This window comes from Desulfonatronovibrio hydrogenovorans DSM 9292 (assembly GCF_000686525.1).
GTDB classification, from domain to species: Bacteria; Desulfobacterota; Desulfovibrionia; order Desulfovibrionales; family Desulfonatronovibrionaceae; genus Desulfonatronovibrio; species Desulfonatronovibrio hydrogenovorans.
Genome location: NZ_JMKT01000008.1, coordinates 707,797 through 731,157 on the forward strand (window position 1 = coordinate 707,797; position 23,361 = coordinate 731,157).

A 23,361-nucleotide genomic window follows, 5' to 3' on the forward strand; every position below is an offset into this window, starting at 1 on the left:
CTATTTTTTTTCCCTCACGCCCTTATCCCAGTCCTGAACCGGAATTGCTTCATCAATGAGCATGACCGGGATCTCTTCCCTGATGGGGTAGACCAGAGCGCATCCGGCACATTTAAGGCCGTCTTTATTGCCCACCAGATCAAGATCTCCCTTGCATTTGGGACAGGCCAGGATATCTAGCAGTTCTTGGTTCAGAGTCATGTTTTCACCTCGGCTTTACTTACTGGATACAGGTATTTGTCAATGCATTTTTCCGGGAGCACAGCCCAGATTTTGACCATAATGAATATCAGAAAAATGGAAAACAAAAGCCGGATAAACAGGATTCCGGAAATATGGGCTCCCAGAAGCATCATCAAAAGGGTATCTTCAATGAGGCTGTGGGCAATGCCCATCAGGCTCAGGGAAAAAAAAATGTCCTGTTTTTTTATTTTGTTGGACCTGGCTTCCTTGATGATCAGTGCACCACCGTAAGCCAGGCCCATGGTCAGCCCGACAATGGTGATGGACGTGGCTTCCCTGCCTATGCCCAGGAGTCTGAAGATGGGGGCCATAATCCTGATAAACAGTTCAGTGGCCCGGATGTGGTCCATGAACCGGATCAAGGTCATGAGGGCCAGGATGATCAGATAAATAATTCCCAGATTCCTGATCTGGGAAAGGACCCAGTATATGGCTCCATCAGGTTGAGGGTCAGGCCGCCAGAGAACTGTGTTGGAGTGTTGAAGCCATCCACCCAGCTCGTAAAACAGGTTCAGGAGAATACCCAGGATCAGGGCAGCGCCAACCCGAAAAAGGCCCTGGAAGATGAGCCTGGTCCCTGCTTTCTGGACTATTCTGAGTTCTATGGGCAGGGCATGGGCCATAAGGATGGCAGTGGACAGGACAGTCACCTGAGCCACGGTGAGTTCAAAACTTTCCGGCAGGGACACGAATACGATCATGGCACTGTAGATATTATTGAACATGGCTGTGGCCCAGACCAGCCCCATAATGCCAGGCAGCCCCATCAGGTGCATCAGGGGTTCAAGGGCTGAGGCCAGGTACTTTAACAAGTCCAGTTCGGCGATTATCTTGACGGCAATAATGATGGGAATCATTATTTTCAAGAGTTCGGACCAGGCCTTGAATGAGTCAACGGCCAGGGAGAAGATTACTCCCGGAAAACCCGGCTGTCTGGACTGCATCAGAAGGTCTGCCTGAGAAGGTCTTCTTCTGAAGAGGTATCAGCTCCGGTACCGGTCTGTTCATCGGCCCGGACGCTCATGCGGGTTGGTTCTGTGCCCTGGACAAAAGGGAGAAAATAACTGTCAGATGCATTTGAAGGGGCCAGCAGACCGGTGACCGGATCAATTCTGGCCATGGTGATCCCAGGGGGCCTGGTGAAGTCCTGGACAGGATAGTCAGACTCCACCTGCTGTCTGTAATTGACCCAGATGGGTGAAGCTGCCCTGGCTCCGGTTTCGTACTTACCCATGGGAGTCAGCTGATCAAAGCCGACATAGACTCCGGTTATCAGGTACGGGGAGTAACCTATGTACCAGGCATCGTTCTGATCATTGGTGGTTCCGGTTTTACCGGCTACTGGCCGGTTCAGCACCCTGGCCCTCCAGCCGGTTCCATCCCGGACCACTTCCTGGAGCATATTGGTGATGATATAGGCATTTTCAGGGGAAGTGGCCTGAACAGGCTGGTCTTCATTAAGGTACAGCTCCTTGCCCCAGGAGTCAGAAACCCTGTTGATCAGGCGCAGGGGCATGTAGGAACCGTCTCTGGCAAAAGCCGAATAAGACTGGCAAAGATCCATGAGGCTGACCGGGACCGATCCCAGGCTTATGGACAGATCCCTGGGAAATTCCTGCTGAAAGCCGAAGTCCTTGAATCTGTTGATCATGTTGCCGATGCCGATGCGCTGGGCAACCCTTATGGTGACCAGGTTCCTTGATCTGACCAGAGCAGTGCGCAGCAGGGTTGGTCCGTGGAAAATGCCCTCAAAATTTTTGGGCCTCCAGGTGGTCATGGTCTGGTAGTCATCATAGACAATGGGTGCGTCCAGAACAATTGAGGCCGGAGTGAAGCCGTTTTCCAGGGCCACGGAATAGACAAAAGGCTTGAAAGCCGATCCAGGCTGACGTCTGGCCTGGGTAGCCCGGTTGAAGTGGCTGCGGTTAAAGCTGTAGCCACCGGCCAGGGCCAGGACTTCCCCGGTTTGGGGATCAGCTGAAAGAATGGCTCCTTCCACAATGGGTTCCTGCTCCAGAGCCAGGGCCCAGCTGGATTCAGGGTCTTTTTTTTCAATCACTGATGCCCAGACAACATCGCCTGAACTCAAGATCCTGCGGGCATCCCTGACCGGCCTGACCTCTTCCGGAGCCCTGGAAGGGTCAGGGGTCCTGGCCCAGGACATGGTGGAAACATTCAGTTCTCCCCTGAAGGGGCCGAACCGGACTTTAGCTCCGGATTCCTGGACATCAGTGACCAGGACCCTGAGCCATTTGCCCGGCTCCATTTCTTCAGGGTCAACAACCATGGTCAGCAGAAAATCCTCCTGATTTTCAGGGGGAATGTTTTCAAGGGCTCCCTGCCAGCCTCTTCTCTTGGAGGATTCAATGAGGCCCTGCCTGAGAGCTGTCTGGGCCGCTTCAAGATGTTTCAGGTCAGCCCCGGTGGATACAATCAACCCGCCCTGGTAGACCTTTTCCTCACCGAACATGCGGATCAGCTGCCGTCTGACCTCTTCAAGATAATATGGTCCGATCTGCCACGAGGGATCAGCCATCCTTTGATAGTCAAGGGGTTCGGCCGCAGCCTCCTGGTACTCCTCCTCAGAGATCCATTGCAGGTCCCTCAGCCTGGACAGGACATAGAGCTGCCTGTGCCTGGCACCCTGGGGATTGCGCCAGGGGTTGAGCCTGGAAGGGGCCTTGGGCAGGGCTGCAATAAGGGCTGACTCGGCAAGGGTCAGGTCTCTGGCGTTTTTGCCAAAGTAATCCCTGGCTGCGGCTTCAACTCCATAGGCTCCGGCACCGAGAAATATCTGGTTCAGATAGATGGTCAGGATCTCGTCTTTGGTCAGGTGTTTTTCCAGTCTGTAAGCCAGGATGGCTTCCCTGATTTTTCTTGTATAGCTGCGTTCAGGTGAAAGGAGAAGGGACTTGATTACCTGCTGGGTGATGGTGCTCCCTCCCTGGACGATTTCTCCGGCTTTGACATTTTGAATGGCTGCCCGGACAATGCCCATGAATTCAACACCTTCATGTTCGTAAAAGCCGGCATCCTCTGCAGCCAGAAAGGATTTGACAATCCAGGGAGACATTTCAGCCAGGGATATGAGAAACCGTTTCTCTTTGAAGAAATGTCCCAGGATTTCCCCGTCTCTGGTCAGAACCTTGGTGACCAGAGGAGGATTGTAATCAGTAATGTCTTTGTAGTCGGGCAGGTCCTGAGAGGCCCATTTGTAGATTCCTATGCCTGCACCTGTCAGGGCAAGGGCCATCACGATCAGCAATATGGAAAGAATTTTTATGAATTTCATGGCAACTGGATCCCGGTAGGGGAGATATCGATCATTATTTTGATGTTAGGTCATCAAGCAATGTGTTGAAAGTTTTCTGGAGCTTCTCAGGAGACACCCCAAAAAGCCTGACCAGTCCTTGAACGGACTTTTCCCTGTCCTGGGCCAGACAGAGTCGATCTTTTATATAAGTGAGCTTCTGATGCTGAAACCAGAACGGATAAAGCCGACAATAGGCGGGCCGAATTTCTGCAGGAAGTACACATCCGTCTTTGCCCAGCAGCACACAGGAACCCTCTGTATTAGTTTTGAGTCGGCTGTGAAAATTGTCAAGGGCGAAGACCTGGTAAACTTCTTTTCGGGACAGCGGAATCAATCTGGTCATTCTGGATATGAAATCCGGATTATTTTTTTCATCTACACTAAAGTGATCTGACTGTAAATAACTGCTTATCAGAGTTTTATCAGACCCTGAAAGGGGAAAACAGAATTTTTCCATGCCCGGACTCAGGCGGCAGCAGGTGGGATTGACCCTGCTGCATTGGAGGCAGATATAGTCATCACTGGTCGGCATTGTTGGAAAACTTGTATTTGCCTTTGCCCAAAAGGTCATGCAGGTGGATAAGCCCCAGGATTTTTTGGGAATCGTCAATAATGGGCAGAACAGTCACGGCATTCTCTTCCATAATATCCAGGACCGCCCCGGCTGAGGCCCCTGGATTCACCTTGAGCGGGTTTGGAATCATGTAGTCCCTGGCCGGATCCTGAAGGTCAAATTTTTTCCCGCAAACCATCCTGCGTACGTCGCCATCAGTGATTATTCCAGCCAGCCTGCGACTGGAATCTGTCAGAAACACCACTCCAAATCCTCCCTGGTTGAGGACGATCAGGGCCTTTTCAAGGCTTGCTCCAGCATCAGCCAAGGGCAGGTGCCGGGTATGCATCAGTTCCAGGATGTTCATTTTGAGCCTCTGGCCCAGGACCCCCCCGGGATGGTATTTTTTAAAGTCCTTTTGCTTAAAATGTTTGCACTCCATGAGGCAGACGGCCAGGGCATCGCCCACAGCCAGGGCCGCTGTGGTACTGGCGGTGGGAGCAAGCCCCAGAGTGCAGGCTTCCCGGGGTACCCTGACCTTAAGGACTAGGTCTGACAATTTGGCCATGGTGGAGTCAGGATTGGAGGTCATAACGATTATTTTCAGGCCCAGCGCACTGAGGCTGGGGATTATGGCGTTTAATTCGTCAGTTTCACCACTGTTGGATATGGCCAGGACCAGGTCATCCCTGGTCAGCATGCCCATGTCGCCATGGGCGCCTTCCACAGGATGCAGAAAAAATGCAGGTGAGCCGGTGCTGCTCAGGGTGGCTGCAATTTTCCGGCTGATGAGGCCTGATTTTCCAATGCCGGTTATGACGATTCTCCCCTTGCACCCGGCCATTGCCTCAACAGCCAGATCAAAGCTCAGTCCCAGGTCATTCTTTACAGCCTGGATCCCTTCAATTTCAATATCCAGGACTCTTCGGGCCACTTCCAGCCAGCTGTCTCGAGATCTGGTCATTTTACCATTCAAAGCAGAGTTTGTTGCAGTTGGGGCTGTAGGGAACCGGGTAGTCCTCGTTAAAGCAGGCCAGACAGAAGCCCTGGCCATTGTCAATGGAGGCCATGAGGCCCTCAATGGACAGATAATGCAGGGAATCCAGGCCGATATACCTGGCAATATCCTCTACGCTGTGGTTGGCTGCTATGAGTTCACCCTTGGAGGAAAAGTCAATTCCGTAAAAACAAGGATATCTGATGGGCGGGCAGCTTACCCGCATATGAATTTCTCTTGCCCCCAGCTCCCTGAGTTTCTTGACCCTGGTTTTGATGGTGGTTCCACGGACAATGGAATCCTCCACTATTAGCAGCCTGCGGTTCCTGATCATGCTCTTGGCCGGGTTGAGCTTAACCCGGACTCCAAAATCCCTCATGTCCTGGGTGGGCTGGATAAAGGTCCGGCCGACATAGTGGTTTCTGATCATGGCCATTTCAAAGGGCAGTCCGGACTCCTGGGCATATCCCACACCGGCATACATGCCCGAGTCTGGAAAGGGCATGACAAAGTCAGCTTCAACTGGGGCTTCCCTGGCCAGGACCATGCCCATCCTTTTTCTGGCCTGGTAAACTTCCTGGTTGAAGACCATGGAGTCGGGTCTGGCAAAATATATCAGTTCAAAGGCGCAGGCAGAAACCCGGCTGGGTTCGGCAAATCTTGAACTGTAAAGTTTGCCTTTGTCGATGGTGATCATTTCGCCCGGTTCCACACATCGTAAAAATTCAGCTTCCAGCAGGTCAAAGGCACAGGTTTCCGAGGCAAAGACATAGGAATCTCCAACCCGGCCGATGGACAGGGGGCGAAATCCGTGGGGGTCGCGGATGGCTATGAGCTTGTCATTGGCCAGTATGAGCAGACTGTAGGCCCCTTTGATTCTGGACATGGCCTTGATCAGGGCCTCCTCAAAGCTGTTGCCATTCATGTGTCTGGCAATAAGATGGACAATTATTTCGCTGTCCATGGTGGTCTGAAATATGGCCCCCTGTTCTTCAAGCTCCCGGCGCAGTTCATACGTGTTGACCAGATTACCGTTATGGCCGATGGCAATGGACATGTCCTTGAACCGGACCAGGAACGGCTGGGCATTGCGGATCAGTGAGGCTCCTGTGGTGGAATATCTGATGTGCCCCATGGAAATGTCGCCCTTGAGCTGATGTCCCAGATGATGTTCACTGAACACATCGGCCACCAGGCCCATTCCTTTCTGCTCCCTGATTTTCCGGCCATCCCAGGTCACGATTCCAGCGCTCTCCTGTCCCCGGTGCTGAAGAGCGTAAAGGCCGAAGTAGGCCATTCTGGCTGCTTCAGGGTGACCGTAAATACCGAATAGACCGCAGTACTCTTTTTTCATTTTTTATCTGCCTGGTTGGATAGGTAATATTCCTGAAGACTTTTGACCTTCAGGCCAAGGTTGGTTTTTTCCTTGATGGCCAGGGCCAGGGCCTTGGCTGCTGAGACGGTTGTTGTGTAAGGAATTCTATACAGAACAGCGGCCTGGCGCAGAGAGGATGAGTCACTGACTGTTCTTTTTCCTGAGGAGGTGTTGATGACCAGGTTGATTTCTTTGTTCTTGATCTGATCCAGGACATTGGGGCGGCCTTCAAAGACCTTGTTGACCACCCTGGCCTTGATCCCGTTTTGCTCCAGAAAAGAGGCCGTACCCCTGGTGGCAATGATGTCGAAACCGAGTTCAATGAATGTTTCTGCCGGCTTCAGACAATGGGGCTTGTCATAGTCATTGACTGAAATAAATACGCAGCCCTTGTCCGGCAGCATCTGCCCGGCCCCCATCTGGCTTTTCATAAATGCCAGCCCCAGGTTGTCGTCGATGCCCATGACTTCGCCGGTGGAGCGCATTTCAGGTCCCAGAAGCACATCCACCCCAGGATACCGGTTAAAGGGCAGGACAGCCTCTTTGACCGAATAGTAGCCGGTCTTGGCCATGGACCAGGGGTCAAGATTTCTGATTTTTTCACCCATCATCACCCTGGTGGCCAGCTTGGCCAGGGGCACTCCGGTGGCCTTGCTCACAAAGGGTGAAGTCCTGGATGCCCTGGGATTCACTTCCAGAATATAGACCTGACCGTCCTTGACAGCGAATTGGATGTTCAGCAGACCCACAACATTGAGTTCCCGGGCCAGCTGCTCAGTCTGACTTTTAATTTCTTCAACAATGGCCTGGTCAATGGTGTGGGGAGGCAGGACACAGGCTGAGTCACCCGAATGAACCCCGGCTTCCTCAATATGTTCCATTATCCCGGCGACATAAGTGTCCTGTCCGTCACTCAGGGCGTCAACGTCGATCTCAATGGCGTGTTCCAGGAATTTGTCGATGAGGATGGGATGGTCTGGGGATGCCAGTACAGTCTGTTTGAAGTAAGACCGGAGCTGGTCTTCGTCGTAGACGATTTCCATGGCCCGTCCTCCCAGGACATAGGATGGTCTTACTACCACCGGATAGCCGATTTCCCCGGCCACAGCTGTGGCTCCTTCCAGTGACCTGGCCGTGCCGTTGGCCGGCTGCAGCAGCCCCAGCTTGTTTATCAGAGCCTGAAACCGTTCCCTGTCTTCGGCCCGGTCAATGCTGTCCGGTGAAGTGCCAAGAATGGGGACTCCAGCCTTCATCAAGGGAACAGCCAGATTCAGGGGGGTCTGGCCGCCGAACTGGACTATGACACCGTCCGGCCTTTCAAAATCAATGATGTTCATGACATCTTCAAAGGTAAGGGGCTCAAAGTACAGGAAGTCCGAGGTGTCGTAGTCCGTACTGACGGTTTCAGGATTGGAGTTGACCATGATGGACTGGATTCCCATTTCCTTGAGGGAATATGCAGCATGAACACAGCAATAGTCGAACTCAATTCCCTGACCGATGCGGTTGGGGCCACCGCCGAGGATCATTACTTTTCTGGCCCTGGACGGGATAAGTTCCTTGCCTGATTCATATGTGGAGTAGAAATAAGGAGTATAGGCCTCAAATTCGCCGGCACAGGTATCAACAAGATAGTAGGTTGGGGCAATACCCATTTTTTTCCGGGTATCCCGGATTTCCTGCTCGGTCTTATTCCATATCAGGGCCAGTTGTTTGTCTGAAAAGCCAAGCTTTTTGGCTTCAGCCAAAAGGACGGACAGCTCAGGATTGTCCGGGCTCAGGGATTGGCTGGAGTTGAACTCCAGAAGTTTTCCTTCAAAGGAGACCAGCTCAATGAACTGACGGATAAACCATGGATCTATGGCGGTAAGTTCATAGATTTCATTACTGGTCAGGCCGGACAGGATGGCCTGGCGCAAGGCATAGATGCGCTGGGAGTTAGGCACCCTCAGGGCTGCCCTGATGTCCTCGGCCGGAGGCAGGTCTTCGTTGAAACTGGAAGCCAGGCCCAGGTTGCCGGTTTCCAGGGATCTAAGGCCCTTTTGCATGGCTTCCTTAAAGGTCCGGCCAATGGCCATGGTTTCGCCGACACTCTTCATGGAAGTGCCAAGGATGTCTTTGGCACCGTAAAATTTTTCAAAGGTGAATCGGGGTATTTTGACTACGCAATAATCAATGGTGGGCTCAAAGGAGGCCATGGTTTCCCTGGTAATGTCATTGGGTATTTCATCCAGAGTGTAGCCCACGGCCAGTTTGGCTGCAATCTTTGCAATGGGAAAGCCTGTGGCTTTGGAGGCCAGGGCTGATGATCTGGAAACTCTGGGGTTCATTTCAATGACCACCATTTCGCCGTTTTCAGGGTTAAGGGCGAACTGAACATTGGAACCTCCGGTTTCAACCCCGATTTCCCGCATGATGTCCAGAGAAGCATTGCGCATGAGCTGATATTCCCGGTCAGTCAGGGTCTGGGCCGGGGCCACAGTGATGGAGTCGCCGGTGTGAACGCCCATGGGGTCAAGGTTCTCTATGGGGCAGATTATTACGCAGTTGTCGTTTTTATCCCGCATGACTTCCAGTTCGAATTCCTTCCAGCCAAGGACCGATTCTTCAAGCATGATTTCACTGGTCAGGCTGGCTGACAGCCCCTGAGAAGAGATTTCTTCCAGATCTTCCATGTTGTAGGCGATTCCGCCCCCGGTTCCTCCAAGGGTGTAGGCTGGTCGGATAATAATGGGAAAGGGAAAGGATTTGCCCAGTTCCCTGACCTGGTCCATGCTCCTGGCGATTTCGCTTTTAGGGACTTTAAGTCCGATATTGGCCATGGCCTGACGAAACTGCTGTCTGGACTCAGCCTTCTGAATAGCAGGCAGTGAAGCACCGATCAGCTCAACATTGTATTTATCAAGGGTTCCGTTTTCAGCCAGGGCCACGGCCGTATTAAGGCCGGTCTGTCCGCCCAGGGTGGGCAGGAGAGCGTCAGGTCTTTCTCTGGCGATTATTTTGGCCACTGTTTCAGGTTCAATGGGCTCAATATAGGTTTTGTCGGCCAGTTCCGGGTCAGTCATGATGGTGGCAGGATTGGAGTTGACCAAAACCACTTCATAGCCTTCTTCTTTCAGGGCCTTGAGGGCCTGGGTGCCTGAGTAATCGAATTCGCAGGCCTGGCCGATGACAATGGGTCCGGAGCCGATGAGCATGATTTTCTTAATGTCTTCTCTTTTGGGCATAGTAGTTGGGTGTGTTAGGGGTTTTCAGTTGCAGGATCTTAAGTCTGCACTTGGGAAAAAAAGTGCATTGTCCAGATGTGAAATTTAAGTTGTTTACTTGTAATAGCTCATGAGGTCAATATGAATAAAGGGCTGGATTTCGGCTGTTCATGCAGGCCTGGTGATGTTTTTCTGATAATGTTCAGCCAGTTGGGCAAGGCCCTGGAGGATGGCAGAAGATTGGACAGCAGCCCGAAACATGCATATTGCCCAGGTATCTATTTTGGATTACTCTTTTTCGGCTGCTAGCCATTCAAGGGACATGCTTTGCTTTCTGGCTGTTTTGGGCTGACTATGCAACAAAATTGTAATTTTCAGCCCTTGGAACGGAAGGTTTTTTTACAATATTGTATCAATGATCAGCCCAAGCTAAAGAGATTATTATGCGTCTGGCACTTTTGCAATTGAATTTTACAATCTGCGACCTCAAAGGCAACTCAGACCGGATTATCAAGGCTGCGGAAAGGGCTTTTGGTCAGGGAGCGGACATCTGCATCACGCCGGAACTGGCTGTTTGCGGATATCCACCCAGGGACCTGCTTTTCAGCCAGAGTTTTGTTGCCGGATGTCTGGAGGCTGTGGAGGAGGTGGCTGGAGGGGTTGCAGACCTGGGGCCTGTTCTGGTGGGTACTCCTTTCCCAGGTAAGGGTGGTGTGCTGCACAACGGGGCATGCCTGGTAATGAATGGAAAGCCGGTCAGGTATTTTGGCAAGACCCTGCTTCCGAATTACGATGTTTTTGACGAACAGCGCTACTTTGGATCCTTTAAGGAGCCTGAGGTCTTTGAATTCAAGGGCCGTACCATCGGGGTGAGCGTGTGCGAGGACATCTGGAATGACAAGGATTTCTGGGAAGTACGCAGGTATGGCCAGGATCCTGTGGAAGTGCTGGTGGATAAAGGGGCAGAGATCATTGTTAATCTGTCTGCATCGCCATTTTCTCTGGGCAAGCAGAAGATCAGGTCAGCCATGCTTGCTTCCCTGGCAGCCAAGTATGGCCTGCCTGTATTGTTCTGTAACCAGGTGGGGGGCAATGACGACCTGATCTTTGCCGGTCGGAGCATGGCCGTGGATGAAAAGGGGGCTCTCCTGGCATCTGGCAGAGAGTTTAAAGAAGATATGGTCATCGTGGACTTGAGAAACAGGGGGAGCAACCAGGTTCGGACCCATGACCTCAGCCGGGAATCTGAAGCCTGGAACGGCCTGGTCCTGGGTCTTGGGGATTATGTGCGCAAGTGCGGGTTCAGGGAGGTTGTTCTGGGGCTTTCAGGGGGCATAGACTCGGCCCTGGTGGCTGCTGCAGCAGCCAGAGCCCTGGGTCCCCAAAGGGTGACCGGAGTGCTCATGCCTTCTCCCTATTCCAGCCGGGGCAGCATTGATGACTCCCTGGAGCTGGCCGGGAATCTGGGCATCAAGACCAGGACCATCCCCATTCATGAACTGATGGAGTCCTATGACAGGGCTTTGGCACCTTGTTTTGCAGGCCTGGAAAAGGATGTGACCGAGGAGAATATCCAGGCCAGAATCAGGGGGAATCTGCTCATGGCCCTGTCCAACAAACTGGGAGCCCTGGTCCTGGCTACTGGAAACAAGTCCGAGCTGGCTGTGGGATACAGCACCATATATGGGGACATGGCCGGTGGGCTGGCACCCATTTCTGATGTTCCCAAGACCCTGGTCTATGCCATAGCCCGCTGGCTCAACACTGGAAAGAGGCCTGTGATACCTTTGCAGATTCTGACTAAACCGCCGTCGGCAGAGCTCCGGCCGAATCAGAAAGATCAGGATACTCTGCCTGATTATGAAATTCTGGACCAGATCCTGCATTTTCATATCCAGAACTTTTTTGGTGTCCGGGAGATCCAGGCCAGAGGGTTTGAACCTGAACTTGTGGATCGGGTTCTGAAAATGGTTTCCAGGGCTGAATTCAAGCGCAGGCAGTGTCCTCCCGGCTTGAAGATTACTGACACGGCATTTGGCACGGGATGGCGGATGCCCCTGGCAGCCAGGTGCTCGTTTGTTACAAAAAAGTGATTTTCTTTGTAAGAGCTATGCCTGGCATTGAGCATTAAAATGCTGCTCATTTCCGGGCAGGGGGCGCCTGAGTCAACCAGGGGCCCAGAGCATGACCTGACAGGATGATCCTGGTTACAGATCAGTAGAAATTTTCACTATTAAAACTTTACAGAGGGCAAATAATCATGTGTCGACTGTTTTCTTTGACCAGCACCGAACCCATGTCACCCATGAAGGCCATAGAAGCGCTGGATATGATGAAGGAGGGTCATGACGGTTCAGGGATCGGTCTCTTTCTGAGCGACCTGGACGGCCCGTTCAGCAAATTCAAGGACCTGCCCATCCTTTCCGGCATTTTTACCAGAGACGGTCTCAGACGTCTTGAAGAATTCATGTCGGGCCAGGGCTTTATCCCCAAACACATGCTCACCCTGGATGCCAAAAATGATCCTCCCCCCGGAACCCCCAGGAGGGAGACTTATCTGGTCCAGGTTTACGAACCTCCGGCCAGCTGGCAATACCTGGATCAGTCGGTCCAGGAAAAAAAACTGACCGGGATCAGGCTCAAGCTCCGGCACATGGGCGAGGCCGAGGGAGACATGGTGGTCTTCAGCTTCTGGCCGGATGTGATCATGATCAAAGAGGTGGGCGATCCCATGGAGATCGGAACCTATCTCGGCCTGGACCGAGAAGAGATTTACGCCCGCCGAATCCTGGCTCAGGGCAGGCAGAATACCAACTACGGGATCAACCTTTATGCCTGCCATCCCTTCTTTATTCAGGGCGTGTCCACCATGACCAATGGTGAAAACACGGCTTTTGTCCCCATCAAGGAATATCTGAGCAGCCAGGGGGTGGTGGGGTACGAAGGCTATCAGTCCGACTCAGAGGTGTTCACCCATATTCTGCATTTCACTCTCAAGGAGCTGGGACTGGGCATTGAGGCCTATAAACATGTCATCACCCCGTTACAGGAGTCGGACCTGGCAGCTCATCCTGACCGGGATTTTCTGCATAAACTGAGACAGTCCTGTCGGAGACTGATCATTGACGGCCCCAATTGTGTCATCGGCTGTCTTCCGGACAAGACCATGTTCATGGTTCAGGACCGCAAGAAACTTAGGCCCGGAATAGTGGGAGGCAGGTCAGGTCTGTTTGCCTTTTCCTCGGAAGCCTGCGGTCTTGATGCCGTGGTTCCTGACCGGGACAAAACAAAGGATTTTCAGCCCATGCATCTTGATACGGTAATTGTTTCACCAGATTGCAAGGAGGTAAGGACATGCAGGCAAACGCAGCCGTTACCCCTTCAACATTAAGCGTTCAGGATCTGCCCTGGCAGATCCATTGGGACAGGTATACCTGCACTCTTTGCGGCAGGTGTACATCGGTGTGTCCGGTCAATGCCATAGAACTGGGAGTGTTCCGGAAACGGGAAATTGCAACTCCGCCATTTGGACTCCAGGAAAAGCCATCATCCGGATTCAACATATATTATGGAATCCGGCAGCGCACTGATCCCGGGTATGCCTGCATTGGGTGCTCCATGTGCAATATGGTCTGTCCCAACAATGCCATCAGGACCGTTAAATCTGAAACAGCTGATCTGCTCAGGTTTCATCGGGACAGGGGGGGGCAGCCCAGGACCAGAGGAGGCCGTCGCAACAACCAGCAAAGCGTTCTGGATCAGATCAAGTTCATCCGGATATCCATGCTCACAGATCCGGCCCTGGATGCAGGCAGGCACGAGTTTGAGCTGAAGACCCTTATCGGCCGGATTCTTTCGCCGGCCAAGGCCATCAAGGCCCAGCAGGAAAAAGGGTGGATGCCCCCGGTCAGGGAGGTCTATCCCCTGCTCATCGGAGGGATGAGTTTTGGAGCCCTTTCTCCGAACATGTGGGAAGGTCTGCAGATGGGTGTGGCATATCTGAATGAAGAGCTGAAAATGCCGGTCCGGATGTGTACTGGTGAAGGCGGGTGTCCCCCGAGGCTTCTGCGTTCCCGTTTTCTCAAGTATGTGATTCTGCAGATAGCCAGCGGTTACTTCGGCTGGGACGAGATTGTTCACGCTATTCCCGAAATGAAGGAAGACCCATGCGCTGTGGAGATCAAGTACGGCCAGGGAGCCAAGCCGGGTGATGGCGGGCTGCTGCAATGGCATAAGGTCAACCAGCTCATTGCAGCCATTCGCGGAGTTCCTCCTGGAGTGAGCCTGCCCAGTCCTCCCACCCATCAGACCAAGTACTCCATTGAAGAGGCAGTGGCCAAAATGATCCAGTCCATGTCCATGGCCTGGGGGTTCAGAGTTCCGGTCTATCCCAAGATTTCCGCCACCAGCACTTCCCTGGCTGTGCTGAATAACCTGACCAGGAATCCTTATGCAGCAGGCCTGGCCATTGACGGTGAAGACGGAGGAACCGGGGCGGCCTACAATGTATCCATGAATCATATGGGCCATCCCATCGCCTCCAATGTCAGGGACTGTTACCTGAATCTGGTCAAGCTGGGCATGCAGAATGAATTGCCCATCATTGCCGGAGGGGGAACCGGCAAGAACGGAAACCTGGCTGCCAATGCCGCTGCATTGATCATGCTTGGAGCCAGTGCCGTCCAGATCGGAAAATACATTATGCAGGCAGCTGCCGGATGCCTGGGAACCGAGGGTGACCGGTGCAATATCTGTAACATCGGCCGTTGTCCCAAGGGCATAACCTCCCAGGATCCGCGCCTTTACCGGCGTCTGGATCCGGAAAAGGTGGCTGAACGGGTGGTTGATGTTTATGTCAGTTTTGACATTGAGCTGAAGAAAATAGTTGCCCCCCTGGGAAGGTCTACATCCCTGCCCATTGGCATGTCCGATGCTCTGGGCATTGCAGACAGGGCTGCTGCAGACAGGCTGCAGATAAAGTATGTGGTTTAATCTGCAGATAAAAGGATCATTAGTAATAGTAACAAATATGCTCTGCAGGCAGGGTGATTCTGAGGTCCGGTATTGATTTCTGTGGATATTGAACCCGGAACAGGCTGTCCAGCTGCTGGCTGAGAAATCACTGCCTGCCGGGTTTTCAGCCAGCAGAACAGGTGAAATGCAGATTCAGGTAATGCTGAAAGCAATGCAAAATATAAAGGGATTATTGGGCATGAACCAAAGAACCAAATTCTGGAGATGTAAATAAATGAGCAGAACCAAGTCTATCAGCCTGCAGGGAAAAAGCCCGTCAGGCCGGGTGCCCTCCAGGATCCTGGAAGAACGTGTCCAGGAAGCGGTCAGGTCCGGAGTCAGAAAAGTTGAGATCCAGGCCTTTGGTCAGCACGGGCTGGGAGGCAGGGTTTTCCAGGCCGGGGACAATCCGGTCAAATTCATAGTGACAGGTTCGTCCGGACAGCGGGTCGGGGCTATGGGTACACCCGGGACGTCCATTGAAGTTTTCGGCCCGGTTTCCGACGATGTCGGCTGGCTCAACGCAGGGGCGGAAATTGTTGTTCATGGTTACGCATCCAACGGGGTGGGCAATGCCATGGCCCAGGGCAAGATCTTTGTTGCCGGAAACATCGGGTCCAGAGGCATGACCATGACCAAGTACAATCCCAGGTTTGATCCTCCGGAACTTTGGGTGCTGGGTTCGGCCGGAGATTATTTTGCCGAATTCATGGCCGGAGGCATTGCCGTGATCTGTGGACATGAGCCTCAAGAGCCATCCAATGTACTGGGATACCGGCCGTGTGTGGGTATGGTGGGTGGAAAGATTTTTTTTCGCGGCCCCATTGACGGCTTCAGCCAGGCAGATGCCAGAATGGTGCCGGTTTCCGACCAGGACTGGGAATGGCTCCAGGAAAATCTGGCCTTGTTCCTGGGCAGGATCAAACGGAGAAAACTGCTCAAAAAAATGTCCAGAAGACAGGACTGGGGCTGCATAATAGCTCGTACTCCTACAGATAAGGCAGGTCCCGGGACCAGGTCCATGAAGGAGTTCAGGAATGAGGTCTGGGACAGCGAGCTGGGCAGGGGCGGGCTGATCGGAGACCTGACCAGCCTGGATCGAAGCCCGATTCCTCTGATCACCACCGGTGATCTCAGGCGTTACGTCCCGGTCTGGGAACATCAGAAATACATGGCCCCCTGCCAGGCGGCCTGTCCTACAGGCATGCCGGTCCAGGAGCGCTGGAGGCTGGTCAGGGAAGGCAAAGTGGATGAGGCTGTTGACGTTGCCCTGGCTTTTACTCCGTTTCCAGCATCCATCTGCGGATATCTGTGTCCTAATCTGTGCATGCAGGGCTGCACCAAGAACCTGGGCCGTCTCAAGCCTGTGGATATAACCATCCTGGGTAAAAAAGGGGTGGATTCAAGGGCTCCTGAGCTTCCGCCCGTAAGTGGAGTCAGGGTTGCCGTCATCGGCGGAGGCCCGGCCGGAATTTCCATGGCCTGGCAATTGAGGCTCATGGGGCATGATCCGGTGATTTACGACCGGGAAAAGATCCTGGGTGGAAAAATGTCAACAGCCATTCCTGACCACCGTATCCCCCAGGAGGTCCTGGGGGCTGAACTTGACCGGGTGCGCAAGGTCCTTTCCCATGTCCACCTGGAAGAAAATCTTTCCAGAAAAGAATTTGAAAGACTGAAAAATGATTTTGAATATGTAGTCATTGCCACAGGCGCCAACAGGCCCAGAACCATTCCCATTCCCGGATCAGAAAGGATGATTCCGGCCCTGACTTTTTTGAAAAATGCCAAGCAGAACCAGCAGAAAACAGGTAAAAGACTGGTGGTCATAGGTGCAGGTAATGTGGGTTGTGACGTGGCTACTGAAGCCCATCGCCTGGGGGCCAGGGAGATCACCCTGATAGACATTCAGGAGCCAGCCTCATTTGGCAAGGAACGTGAGGAAGCGGAAAAGGTCGGGGCAAAATTTCGCTACCCCTGCTTTACCAGAGAGATAACTGCTGACGGGGTGGTCCTGACTACGGGTGAAATCATTCCGGCTGATACAGTGGTTATCTCCATCGGCGATGCTCCTGATTTAGGATTTCTGCCGGATAATATCACCACTGACCGCGGGTTTATCAGGGTGGACGAGGTCAACCGGACTTCAGATCCGAGAGTTTTTGCTGTGGGCGATGCAGTCAAACCGGGTCTGCTCACCGATGCCATTGGTGCAGGCAGAAAGGCTGCTTTGGAGATTCATTCCCTGGCTTCGGGCAGACCATCAGCAGACAGGGACACCTGGCTTGACCGTTATTCCATTGACTACAGCGAGACATCCGAGAGAATAGACTATTCCCGGATGACCCTGGAATATTTTGATCCCAGGGTGACGGAATATAACGATTTGAGCGTCTGCGGCACCCAGTGCTCCTCCTGCGGGTCATGCATGGACTGCGGCCTGTGCGAGGCAATCTGCCCAGCCGGAGCCATATCCCGCCGGACCCTGGACAACAAAAAGTTTGAAAGAACAGTTGACCCGGACAGGTGCATTGGCTGCGGTTTCTGCGGCAAGTGCTGCCCGTGCGGGGTCTGGGATCTGGTGGAGAATTTTCCCGTGGGCTGATCCTGTTTAGATCTGGACCTGGACCAGAAACTGAAAAGCTCTGCATTTTTAATGTGGAGCTTTTTTTGTGTTTGATCAAAAATGGTGGACAATCCAGGATTTCATGGGCTAGGAAATATATTCCTGGAAACAGGCCGGGAAAATATAATAGGCACTTCACGTAGCCTGTGGATTGTGAAAATATATTAATTACAGTTAATTTTATACTTCCTGTTCATGAACAGAAAATCCACAGGTTGCGTCAATGGACCATAAAGTAACATGGGTTTCGTTTTTTGCCGTGGAATTTCAGCGCAAAAAAATGAATGAGCAGACTACCTTGGCGTAGATGGATCAATGGCTGTGACTCCATAGATTATGTCTCAGAACCTTAAGGGATTATTCGCAGGGAAAGGAAATAAATGTTTAAACGAATTCTTCAGCCCGTGGATCTGAGTGAATCCATGTCCGAAATAAAAATAAGGTCTTCGTTTATCGACAGATTCGGAGGAGAAGAGATCATCCTGATTCACGTGACCAACCCTGGTCTTGGGGAAGGCAAGGCAGAATCCAGACTCAGGCATCTGGTTCTGGAACTTGAGAATATCGGCATCAAGGCCAAACAAGTGCTGGCAGCAGGCAGTGTGGCTTCGGAAATAGCAGCTGCAGCAGACAATGAACAGGCAGATCTGGTCTATATGCCTGCCAGCAGGAAAAATATTCTTGTTTCTACACTCATGGGCAGTGTGACCGATGATGTGGTCCGGCTGTCCAGGGTTCCGGTTTTTGTCCACAAACAGCGCCCCATTTTGAAAAAGACAGAAGACGTGGACCGGGTGATTTATGCCACGGATTTCGGCGAGGCAGCCAAAAGGGCCAGACCCTTTGTGGCCATGCTTGGGGAGCACGTTCCAGAACTGATTATCCTGCATGTGGGCGACCGGGCATCTGACCCGTATACTGAGCAGCTCAGACGGGAAAGTGTTGCAGCCAGACTGGAAGAGCTGGAAGAGAAATACAAAGATGATTTCAAGCAGATAAAGCATTATGCCAGGATTGGTTCTCCGGCCAAGCATATTATTGACGTGGCTGAAGATACCGAGGCCGATCTGGTGGTCCTTGGCCGGATTAATGAACCTTTTCCGTCCAATGTCCTGGGTTCGACCAGTTCCAGGGTGGCGTCCAGGGTCAAAAGTTCAGTCCTGCTTATCCCATGATCCCGGTGCTGACCGGACTCCATGGCCTGCAGAGGCAGGTCAGGCTGATCTGCACCTTCCCATTTTTTTGAGAGTAAACATTAATAATTCCATGTAGCCGGAGCTGTTCAGGTGTTCAAAAACAGGGTATTTGTGATTTCTTTGGCCATTGTGGCCGCTTTTGTCCTGGCTGGAGTCCTGGATCCGGCAATGCTGGACCGGTTTTCAACAGCCCTGCACAGCGGGATTATTGCCCATTTTGGCTGGGCATACATGCTTTCAGGGTTCTTTTTCCTGGGTTTCTGCGTGGTTCTGGCCTTGAGTAAATACGGGGACATCAAGCTGGGCAAGGATCATGAGCAGCCCGAATACACTTATTTCGGCTGGTTCAGCATGCTTTTTGCCGCTGGCATGGGCATCGGCCTGATATTCTGGGGAGTGGCTGAGCCGTTAAGCCATTTCATGGACCCGCCTGAATATATTGATGCCCAGACCGGACAGGCAGCCACTTTTGCCATGCGCTACAGTTTTTTTCACTGGGGCCTGCATCCCTGGGCCATCTACATTGTCATGAGTCTGAGCATTGCCTATTTTTCCTTTCGCCGGGGCATGCCGCCCCTGATCAGTTCCTGCTTTTACCCCCTGCTTGGCAACCGAATTTATGGTCCCTTTGGCCATCTCATTGACATCCTGGCCGTGTTTGCCACTATTTTCGGCATAGCCACCTCCCTGGGCCTGGGGGCCATGCAGATCAATAGCGGACTTGAACATCTGTACGGGATTCCGGCATCAGATTCAGCCACCCTGGTTATTATCCTGATTACCACGGTTCTGTTCATGATTTCAGCGGCAGTAGGCCTGGACAAGGGAATCCAGACCCTGAGCAAGACGAATATCTTTCTGGCTTTTTTGCTTCTTCTGTTCATGCTGGGATTCGGGCCGACATCCTATATCTTCAGCGTGTTCACCGATACCATGGGCGGATACATGGGCAATATTCTGGAAATGAGTCTGACAGTGAACCCTTTTCTGGGATACGATTGGTATAAGAACTGGACTCTGTTCTACTGGGCATGGTGGATCGCCTGGTCCCCTTTTGTGGGCATTTTTGTGGCCAGGATTTCCAGGGGCAGGACCATCCGGGAGTTTGTCAGCGGGGCTCTTCTTGTTCCGACCTTGCTGACTTTTGTCTGGTTCAGCGTATTTGGGGGGGCTTCTCTTTTTCTGGAACTTGAGCAGGGCGCAGACATAGGTTTGGCGGTTCAGGAGGATGTCTCCACAGCCCTGTTCGTGGTTTTTGATCATTTTCCAGGGGCCATGATCCTGTCCAACGTGGCCATTCTGCTTCTGGTGGTATTTTTCGTGACTTCAGCTGACTCAGCTACTTTTGTGCTGGGGATAATGACCAGCAGGGGCTCACCCAACCCCAGTCTGTCCAAGAAGCTGACCTGGGGCATTACCCAGTCTTCTGTGGCAGCCATCCTTCTGGTTTCCGGCGGACTGGCAGCCCTGCAGCAGATGGCCATTGCTGCTGCCCTGCCCTTTACTTTCGTGCTCCTGCTCATGTGCTATAATCTGTGGAAAGGTCTGGCAGCCGAGTCCGGGGAAAGTCTGCTCAAAAGGTATTGATGGATCATTCCCCCATTGAATGATCCATCCAGAGTGCTGGAGCCCAGCAGGCTGTTCCCGGACCTGACTGAAACTGCTCAGCTGCGGCTCACTGCAGCAGGAAGACTTTCTGGCATCCAGTTTTTTTGGGCACCAGGTTCTTTTTTCTCAGTCCAGGACATTATACTGGGGGCAAATCCAGTCCCTGAAATTTTTAGTTAAGCCGCTAACAAGGAGGCAGCCATGAATGTATCCCAAGCCATTAAAGCCAGACGGAGCATAAGAAAGTATACTGACCAGGAGGTGACAGCCGGGCAGATAGGGGAAATGCTGGAAGCGGCCAGGCTGGCCCCGTCAGGGCTCAATGCCCAGCCCTGGAGGTTCAAAGTCATCCAGGATCAAAAGGAAATAGCCTGGATATCCAGTGAAGCTTCCAAGGGCCAGCGCTGGGTAGGTCGGGCCAAGGCTGTTTTTTTGTGCTGCGTTGACCTGGGCAGGTATATGGAGGATGCCAGGGCCAGTGTGCGTTTTTTAAAGGACAGCGGGGTATTGCCTCCTGAGATGCAGGCCGGCATCGAGGAGTATGTGCAGAAGGCAGCTGGTGCCCCTCCAGAAGTACTGCGCTATGCAGCTGCCACCAATTGTTCCATTGCCATCACCCAGATGATGCTCCAGGCTGTGGAACTGGGCCTGGGGACCTGCTGGATAGGCATGTTCGACGAGCAGAGCATTAAAGACAGATTCAGCCTGCCGGACCAGATGGCAGTAGTGGCCATGCTGGCTGTGGGCCATCCTGCTGAAGATCCGGGCCCGAGGCCCAGGAAGGAATTGGAGGAGATTGTTTTAAGCTGACCCGGTTCAACCGGTCGGTCTCACCCATTATCAGGGGTGAAACCTGCCAGGATGAACAGGGTTGTGATTCTTAACAGCCATCTGGCTGGGCTGGTTTCAGCTGCACTCAATCCTGGTCAGGGGGTGTGCAGGCCAAAAGTAGACATAAAAAAGCCCCTGGGTCAGGATAAACCGACCCAGGGGCTTTTTTTTCGGTTGTAATTCAGGCTGGCCGGTCTATGCTTCTTCTTTCATCTCCCGGACAAGTTCCTGAAGCATGTGTACCTGTTTGAGAAGCTGACTGATGGCCATTTCCGACCTGTTCATGACCTCGGCAGTGTCTGATGAAAGACGGCTGATTTCTTCAAGGCTCACGTTGATCTGGTCGCTGGAAGCGGACTGCTCTTCAGTGGCCGTGGCAATGGACCGGACATCATCAGCTGCAGCACTGACCAGAGTGACGATCTCCTCCAGGGCCTGACCGGATTTTCTGGCCAGGTCGGTTGCCTCTTGAACCGCCAGCACCGCACCCTCCATGGCCTGGATATTGGACTTGGTCCCGGCCTGGATGGAGGAAATGGCTTCGCTGACCTCCTTGGTGGCGTTCATGGTCTTTTCAGCCAGTTTTCTGACTTCATCAGCCACCACGGCAAAACCCCGTCCGGCTTCACCGGCTCTGGCCGCTTCAATGGCCGCATTCAGAGCCAGGAGATTGGTCTGGTCGGCAATATCGTCAATGACGTTCATGATCTTGCTGATGCCCTCAGCTTCATCTCCCAGACCTCCCAGGTTGGTGCGCAGGGAATCAGCCTGTTTCTGGACTTTCATAATGGCTTCTACAGCCTGTTGTACGATTTCTGAGCCGTTCAGGGCCTTTTCTCTGGATTCGTCAGCTCGTTCAGCTACGTTGGATGCATTCCTGGAGACCTCCAGAACTGTGGCGTTCATCTGTTCCATGGCAGTTGAGCTTTCAGCCACCCGTTCATTCTGGGACTGGGCGCTGCTGGCTGAATGCTTGACCTGGGAAGATAGCTCCTGCAGGGAGCCGGTCAGGTTATCCACAATATTTTCCACACTTCCTGCGGCATGGTTCATACCTTCAACTCTGGCCTGTTCAGCCCTGCGCTTGGACTCCTGAGCCTCTTCAACAGCCTTCATGGCTCGCTGAGATTCGGTTTCAGCTTCCCTGGACTTGTCTTCAGCCTCCCTGATCTTTTCCTTGAGCTTCTGGACCATACCCTGGACTGCGGCCTTGAGGGAAGCCAGTTCACCCCGGAAAGTTCCCTTGATTTCCGTGTCCAGACTGCCCTGTTCAACAGCCAGGGTGTAGGACCTGAGCCGGCCCAGAGGGTTGCTGATCATCTTGGAGAACAGAAGATAAACCGCCAGGATTATGGTCATCAGCCCAACAGCTCCCAGGACAAACAGAAACTGGTTGGCGTTTTTGATGGTGGCGTAGATGGAGGACATGGGAATGTATACCACCTCAGCAGTTTCAACCCGGTTTTCAAGCCTGGGAGGATAATCAAAAGAGTATCTCTGCTGCATGGACAGAGGGGCATCTTCGGGCTGGGAATGGCAGGGCAGGCAGCTGGCCCTGTTCACCGCTCCCTGGGCAATGATGTAGTGGTCCACACCATCCACGCTTCTGATTCCTCTCCACTCCAGATCCTTGTCACCGCTTCTGTGCATCCCATCCAAGATCCTGATCAGTTCCTCCTCCACCGGGGTTGCCCTGTTGCCCGGATTCATCGGCTTGGTTGACGGAGTCCTGAAGACGATCTCGTATTTCCGATCATCAGGCATGGCGTCAAAGACCCGGTTGGCAGCATAGGAGGTTGACTGGAGTTCCACCACGAAGTCGTCAGGGTCCAGCAATTTGGTTGCCTCTGGGCGGACTACAGAGCCGATGTGGCTGCGGACAGCCTTCATGCTGAATAAAAGCATGTCTGCCTTTTCTTCATATTGAGTGGTGATTTCTCTTTCCATTATCCTGTTTATGCTCAGGATGAGTACTGCCATGGCCAAAAAGCATATCCCTGCGGCAATGGCTATAAAGACCCTGCTAAGTTTCATATCTGGTTTCCTCCATGGAACAAAATTTTAGCTTGATCTCTGTTAGCAAAAAACAGGCCCGCCCCCAGGAGCTGTCAGAGAAAAAAGGGTTTTCTGTAACCATTCAGAAATGAATAACTAATTAAAAAGGGTTGACCTGTGATTGTGATTCTGATGCAAACTCAGGTTTACTATTGGCAAACCCGAGTTTGCACCCGGGAGATGGGCTGAAAAAATGAGGCTGGTTCTCATGGTCAGCTTGAAAAGAGTCCTGAAAAACAAATTGGACCGGGAAGGCCAGCCCCTTTTTCTTTATTGTGAAAACATTTAATTACTTTTTGACAATTTTGAATAAGAACCAGAGTGCCAGGATGGCCTCTCCAGGGC

At 52.6% G+C, this 23,361-nt stretch carries 14 protein-coding genes; 7 read left to right on the forward strand and 7 right to left on the reverse strand.

Annotated elements, in window-relative coordinates; translation table 11 throughout:
- The 6 genes from P771_RS0104915 to carB form a co-directional block, all read right to left on the reverse strand.
- The gene (locus P771_RS0104915) at positions 1 to 201 is read right to left on the reverse strand and encodes a Trm112 family protein (RefSeq protein WP_028574264.1); all 201 of its coding nucleotides are present in this window, start codon (positions 199 to 201) and stop codon (positions 1 to 3) included.
- A complete protein-coding gene (locus tag P771_RS16515; RefSeq protein ID WP_035243878.1) occupies positions 198 to 1,187 on the reverse strand; it encodes a hypothetical protein in 990 nt (329 codons plus the stop codon). Before P771_RS16515 ends, P771_RS0104915 begins: the two co-directional genes overlap by 4 nt.
- Entirely contained in the window at positions 1,187 to 3,535 is a 2,349-nt protein-coding gene (locus P771_RS0104925; protein ID WP_028574265.1) for a penicillin-binding protein 1A, read from the reverse strand. Before P771_RS0104925 ends, P771_RS16515 begins: the two co-directional genes overlap by 1 nt.
- Positions 3,536 to 4,074: 539 nt before the next feature.
- Positions 4,075 to 5,073 (reverse strand): KpsF/GutQ family sugar-phosphate isomerase, encoded by a 999-nt coding sequence (locus P771_RS0104935; protein WP_028574266.1) that lies wholly within the window; start codon positions 5,071 to 5,073, stop codon positions 4,075 to 4,077.
- Between the two features lies 1 nt (position 5,074).
- The gene (gene purF / locus P771_RS0104940) at positions 5,075 to 6,460 is read right to left on the reverse strand and encodes an amidophosphoribosyltransferase (RefSeq protein ID WP_028574267.1); all 1,386 of its coding nucleotides are present in this window, start codon (positions 6,458 to 6,460) and stop codon (positions 5,075 to 5,077) included.
- Complete coding sequence (gene carB / locus P771_RS0104945; protein WP_028574268.1) at positions 6,457 to 9,708, reverse strand: carbamoyl-phosphate synthase large subunit; 3,252 nt, start codon at positions 9,706 to 9,708, stop codon at positions 6,457 to 6,459. Before carB ends, purF begins: the two co-directional genes overlap by 4 nt.
- A 422-nt stretch (positions 9,709 to 10,130) precedes the next feature.
- Here carB and P771_RS0104955 point away from each other — a divergent pair, with 422 nt between their 5' ends.
- From P771_RS0104955 to P771_RS0104995, 7 genes are all read left to right on the forward strand, one after another.
- Positions 10,131 to 11,780, forward strand: a complete 1,650-nt coding sequence (locus P771_RS0104955; RefSeq protein ID WP_028574269.1) for an NAD+ synthase — start codon at positions 10,131 to 10,133, stop codon at positions 11,778 to 11,780.
- Between the two features lie 167 nt (positions 11,781 to 11,947).
- Positions 11,948 to 13,078: a class II glutamine amidotransferase domain-containing protein gene (locus P771_RS0104960; protein WP_028574270.1), complete on the forward strand. Its 1,131-nt coding sequence runs from the start codon at positions 11,948 to 11,950 to the stop codon at positions 13,076 to 13,078.
- A complete protein-coding gene (locus P771_RS0104965; protein ID WP_028574271.1) occupies positions 13,042 to 14,679 on the forward strand; it encodes a glutamate synthase-related protein in 1,638 nt (545 codons plus the stop codon). Before P771_RS0104960 ends, P771_RS0104965 begins: the two co-directional genes overlap by 37 nt.
- Before the next feature lie 256 nt (positions 14,680 to 14,935).
- Entirely contained in the window at positions 14,936 to 17,305 is a 2,370-nt protein-coding gene (locus P771_RS0104975; RefSeq protein WP_028574272.1) for an FAD-dependent oxidoreductase, read from the forward strand.
- Positions 17,306 to 17,706: 401 nt separating this feature from the next.
- Positions 17,707 to 18,501, forward strand: coding sequence for a universal stress protein (locus P771_RS0104980; protein WP_028574273.1), 795 nt, complete (start codon positions 17,707 to 17,709; stop codon positions 18,499 to 18,501).
- A 111-nt stretch (positions 18,502 to 18,612) separates the two neighbouring features.
- Positions 18,613 to 20,109, forward strand: a complete 1,497-nt coding sequence (locus P771_RS0104985) for a glycine betaine uptake BCCT transporter (RefSeq protein WP_028574274.1) — start codon at positions 18,613 to 18,615, stop codon at positions 20,107 to 20,109.
- A 222-nt stretch (positions 20,110 to 20,331) separates the two neighbouring features.
- Entirely contained in the window at positions 20,332 to 20,940 is a 609-nt protein-coding gene (locus P771_RS0104995) for a nitroreductase family protein (RefSeq protein WP_028574276.1), read from the forward strand.
- Between the two features lie 216 nt (positions 20,941 to 21,156).
- Here P771_RS0104995 and P771_RS0105005 read toward each other — a convergent pair whose 3' ends face one another.
- Complete coding sequence (locus tag P771_RS0105005; RefSeq protein WP_028574277.1) at positions 21,157 to 22,995, reverse strand: methyl-accepting chemotaxis protein; 1,839 nt, start codon at positions 22,993 to 22,995, stop codon at positions 21,157 to 21,159.
- Positions 22,996 to 23,361: the final 366 nt, after the last annotated feature.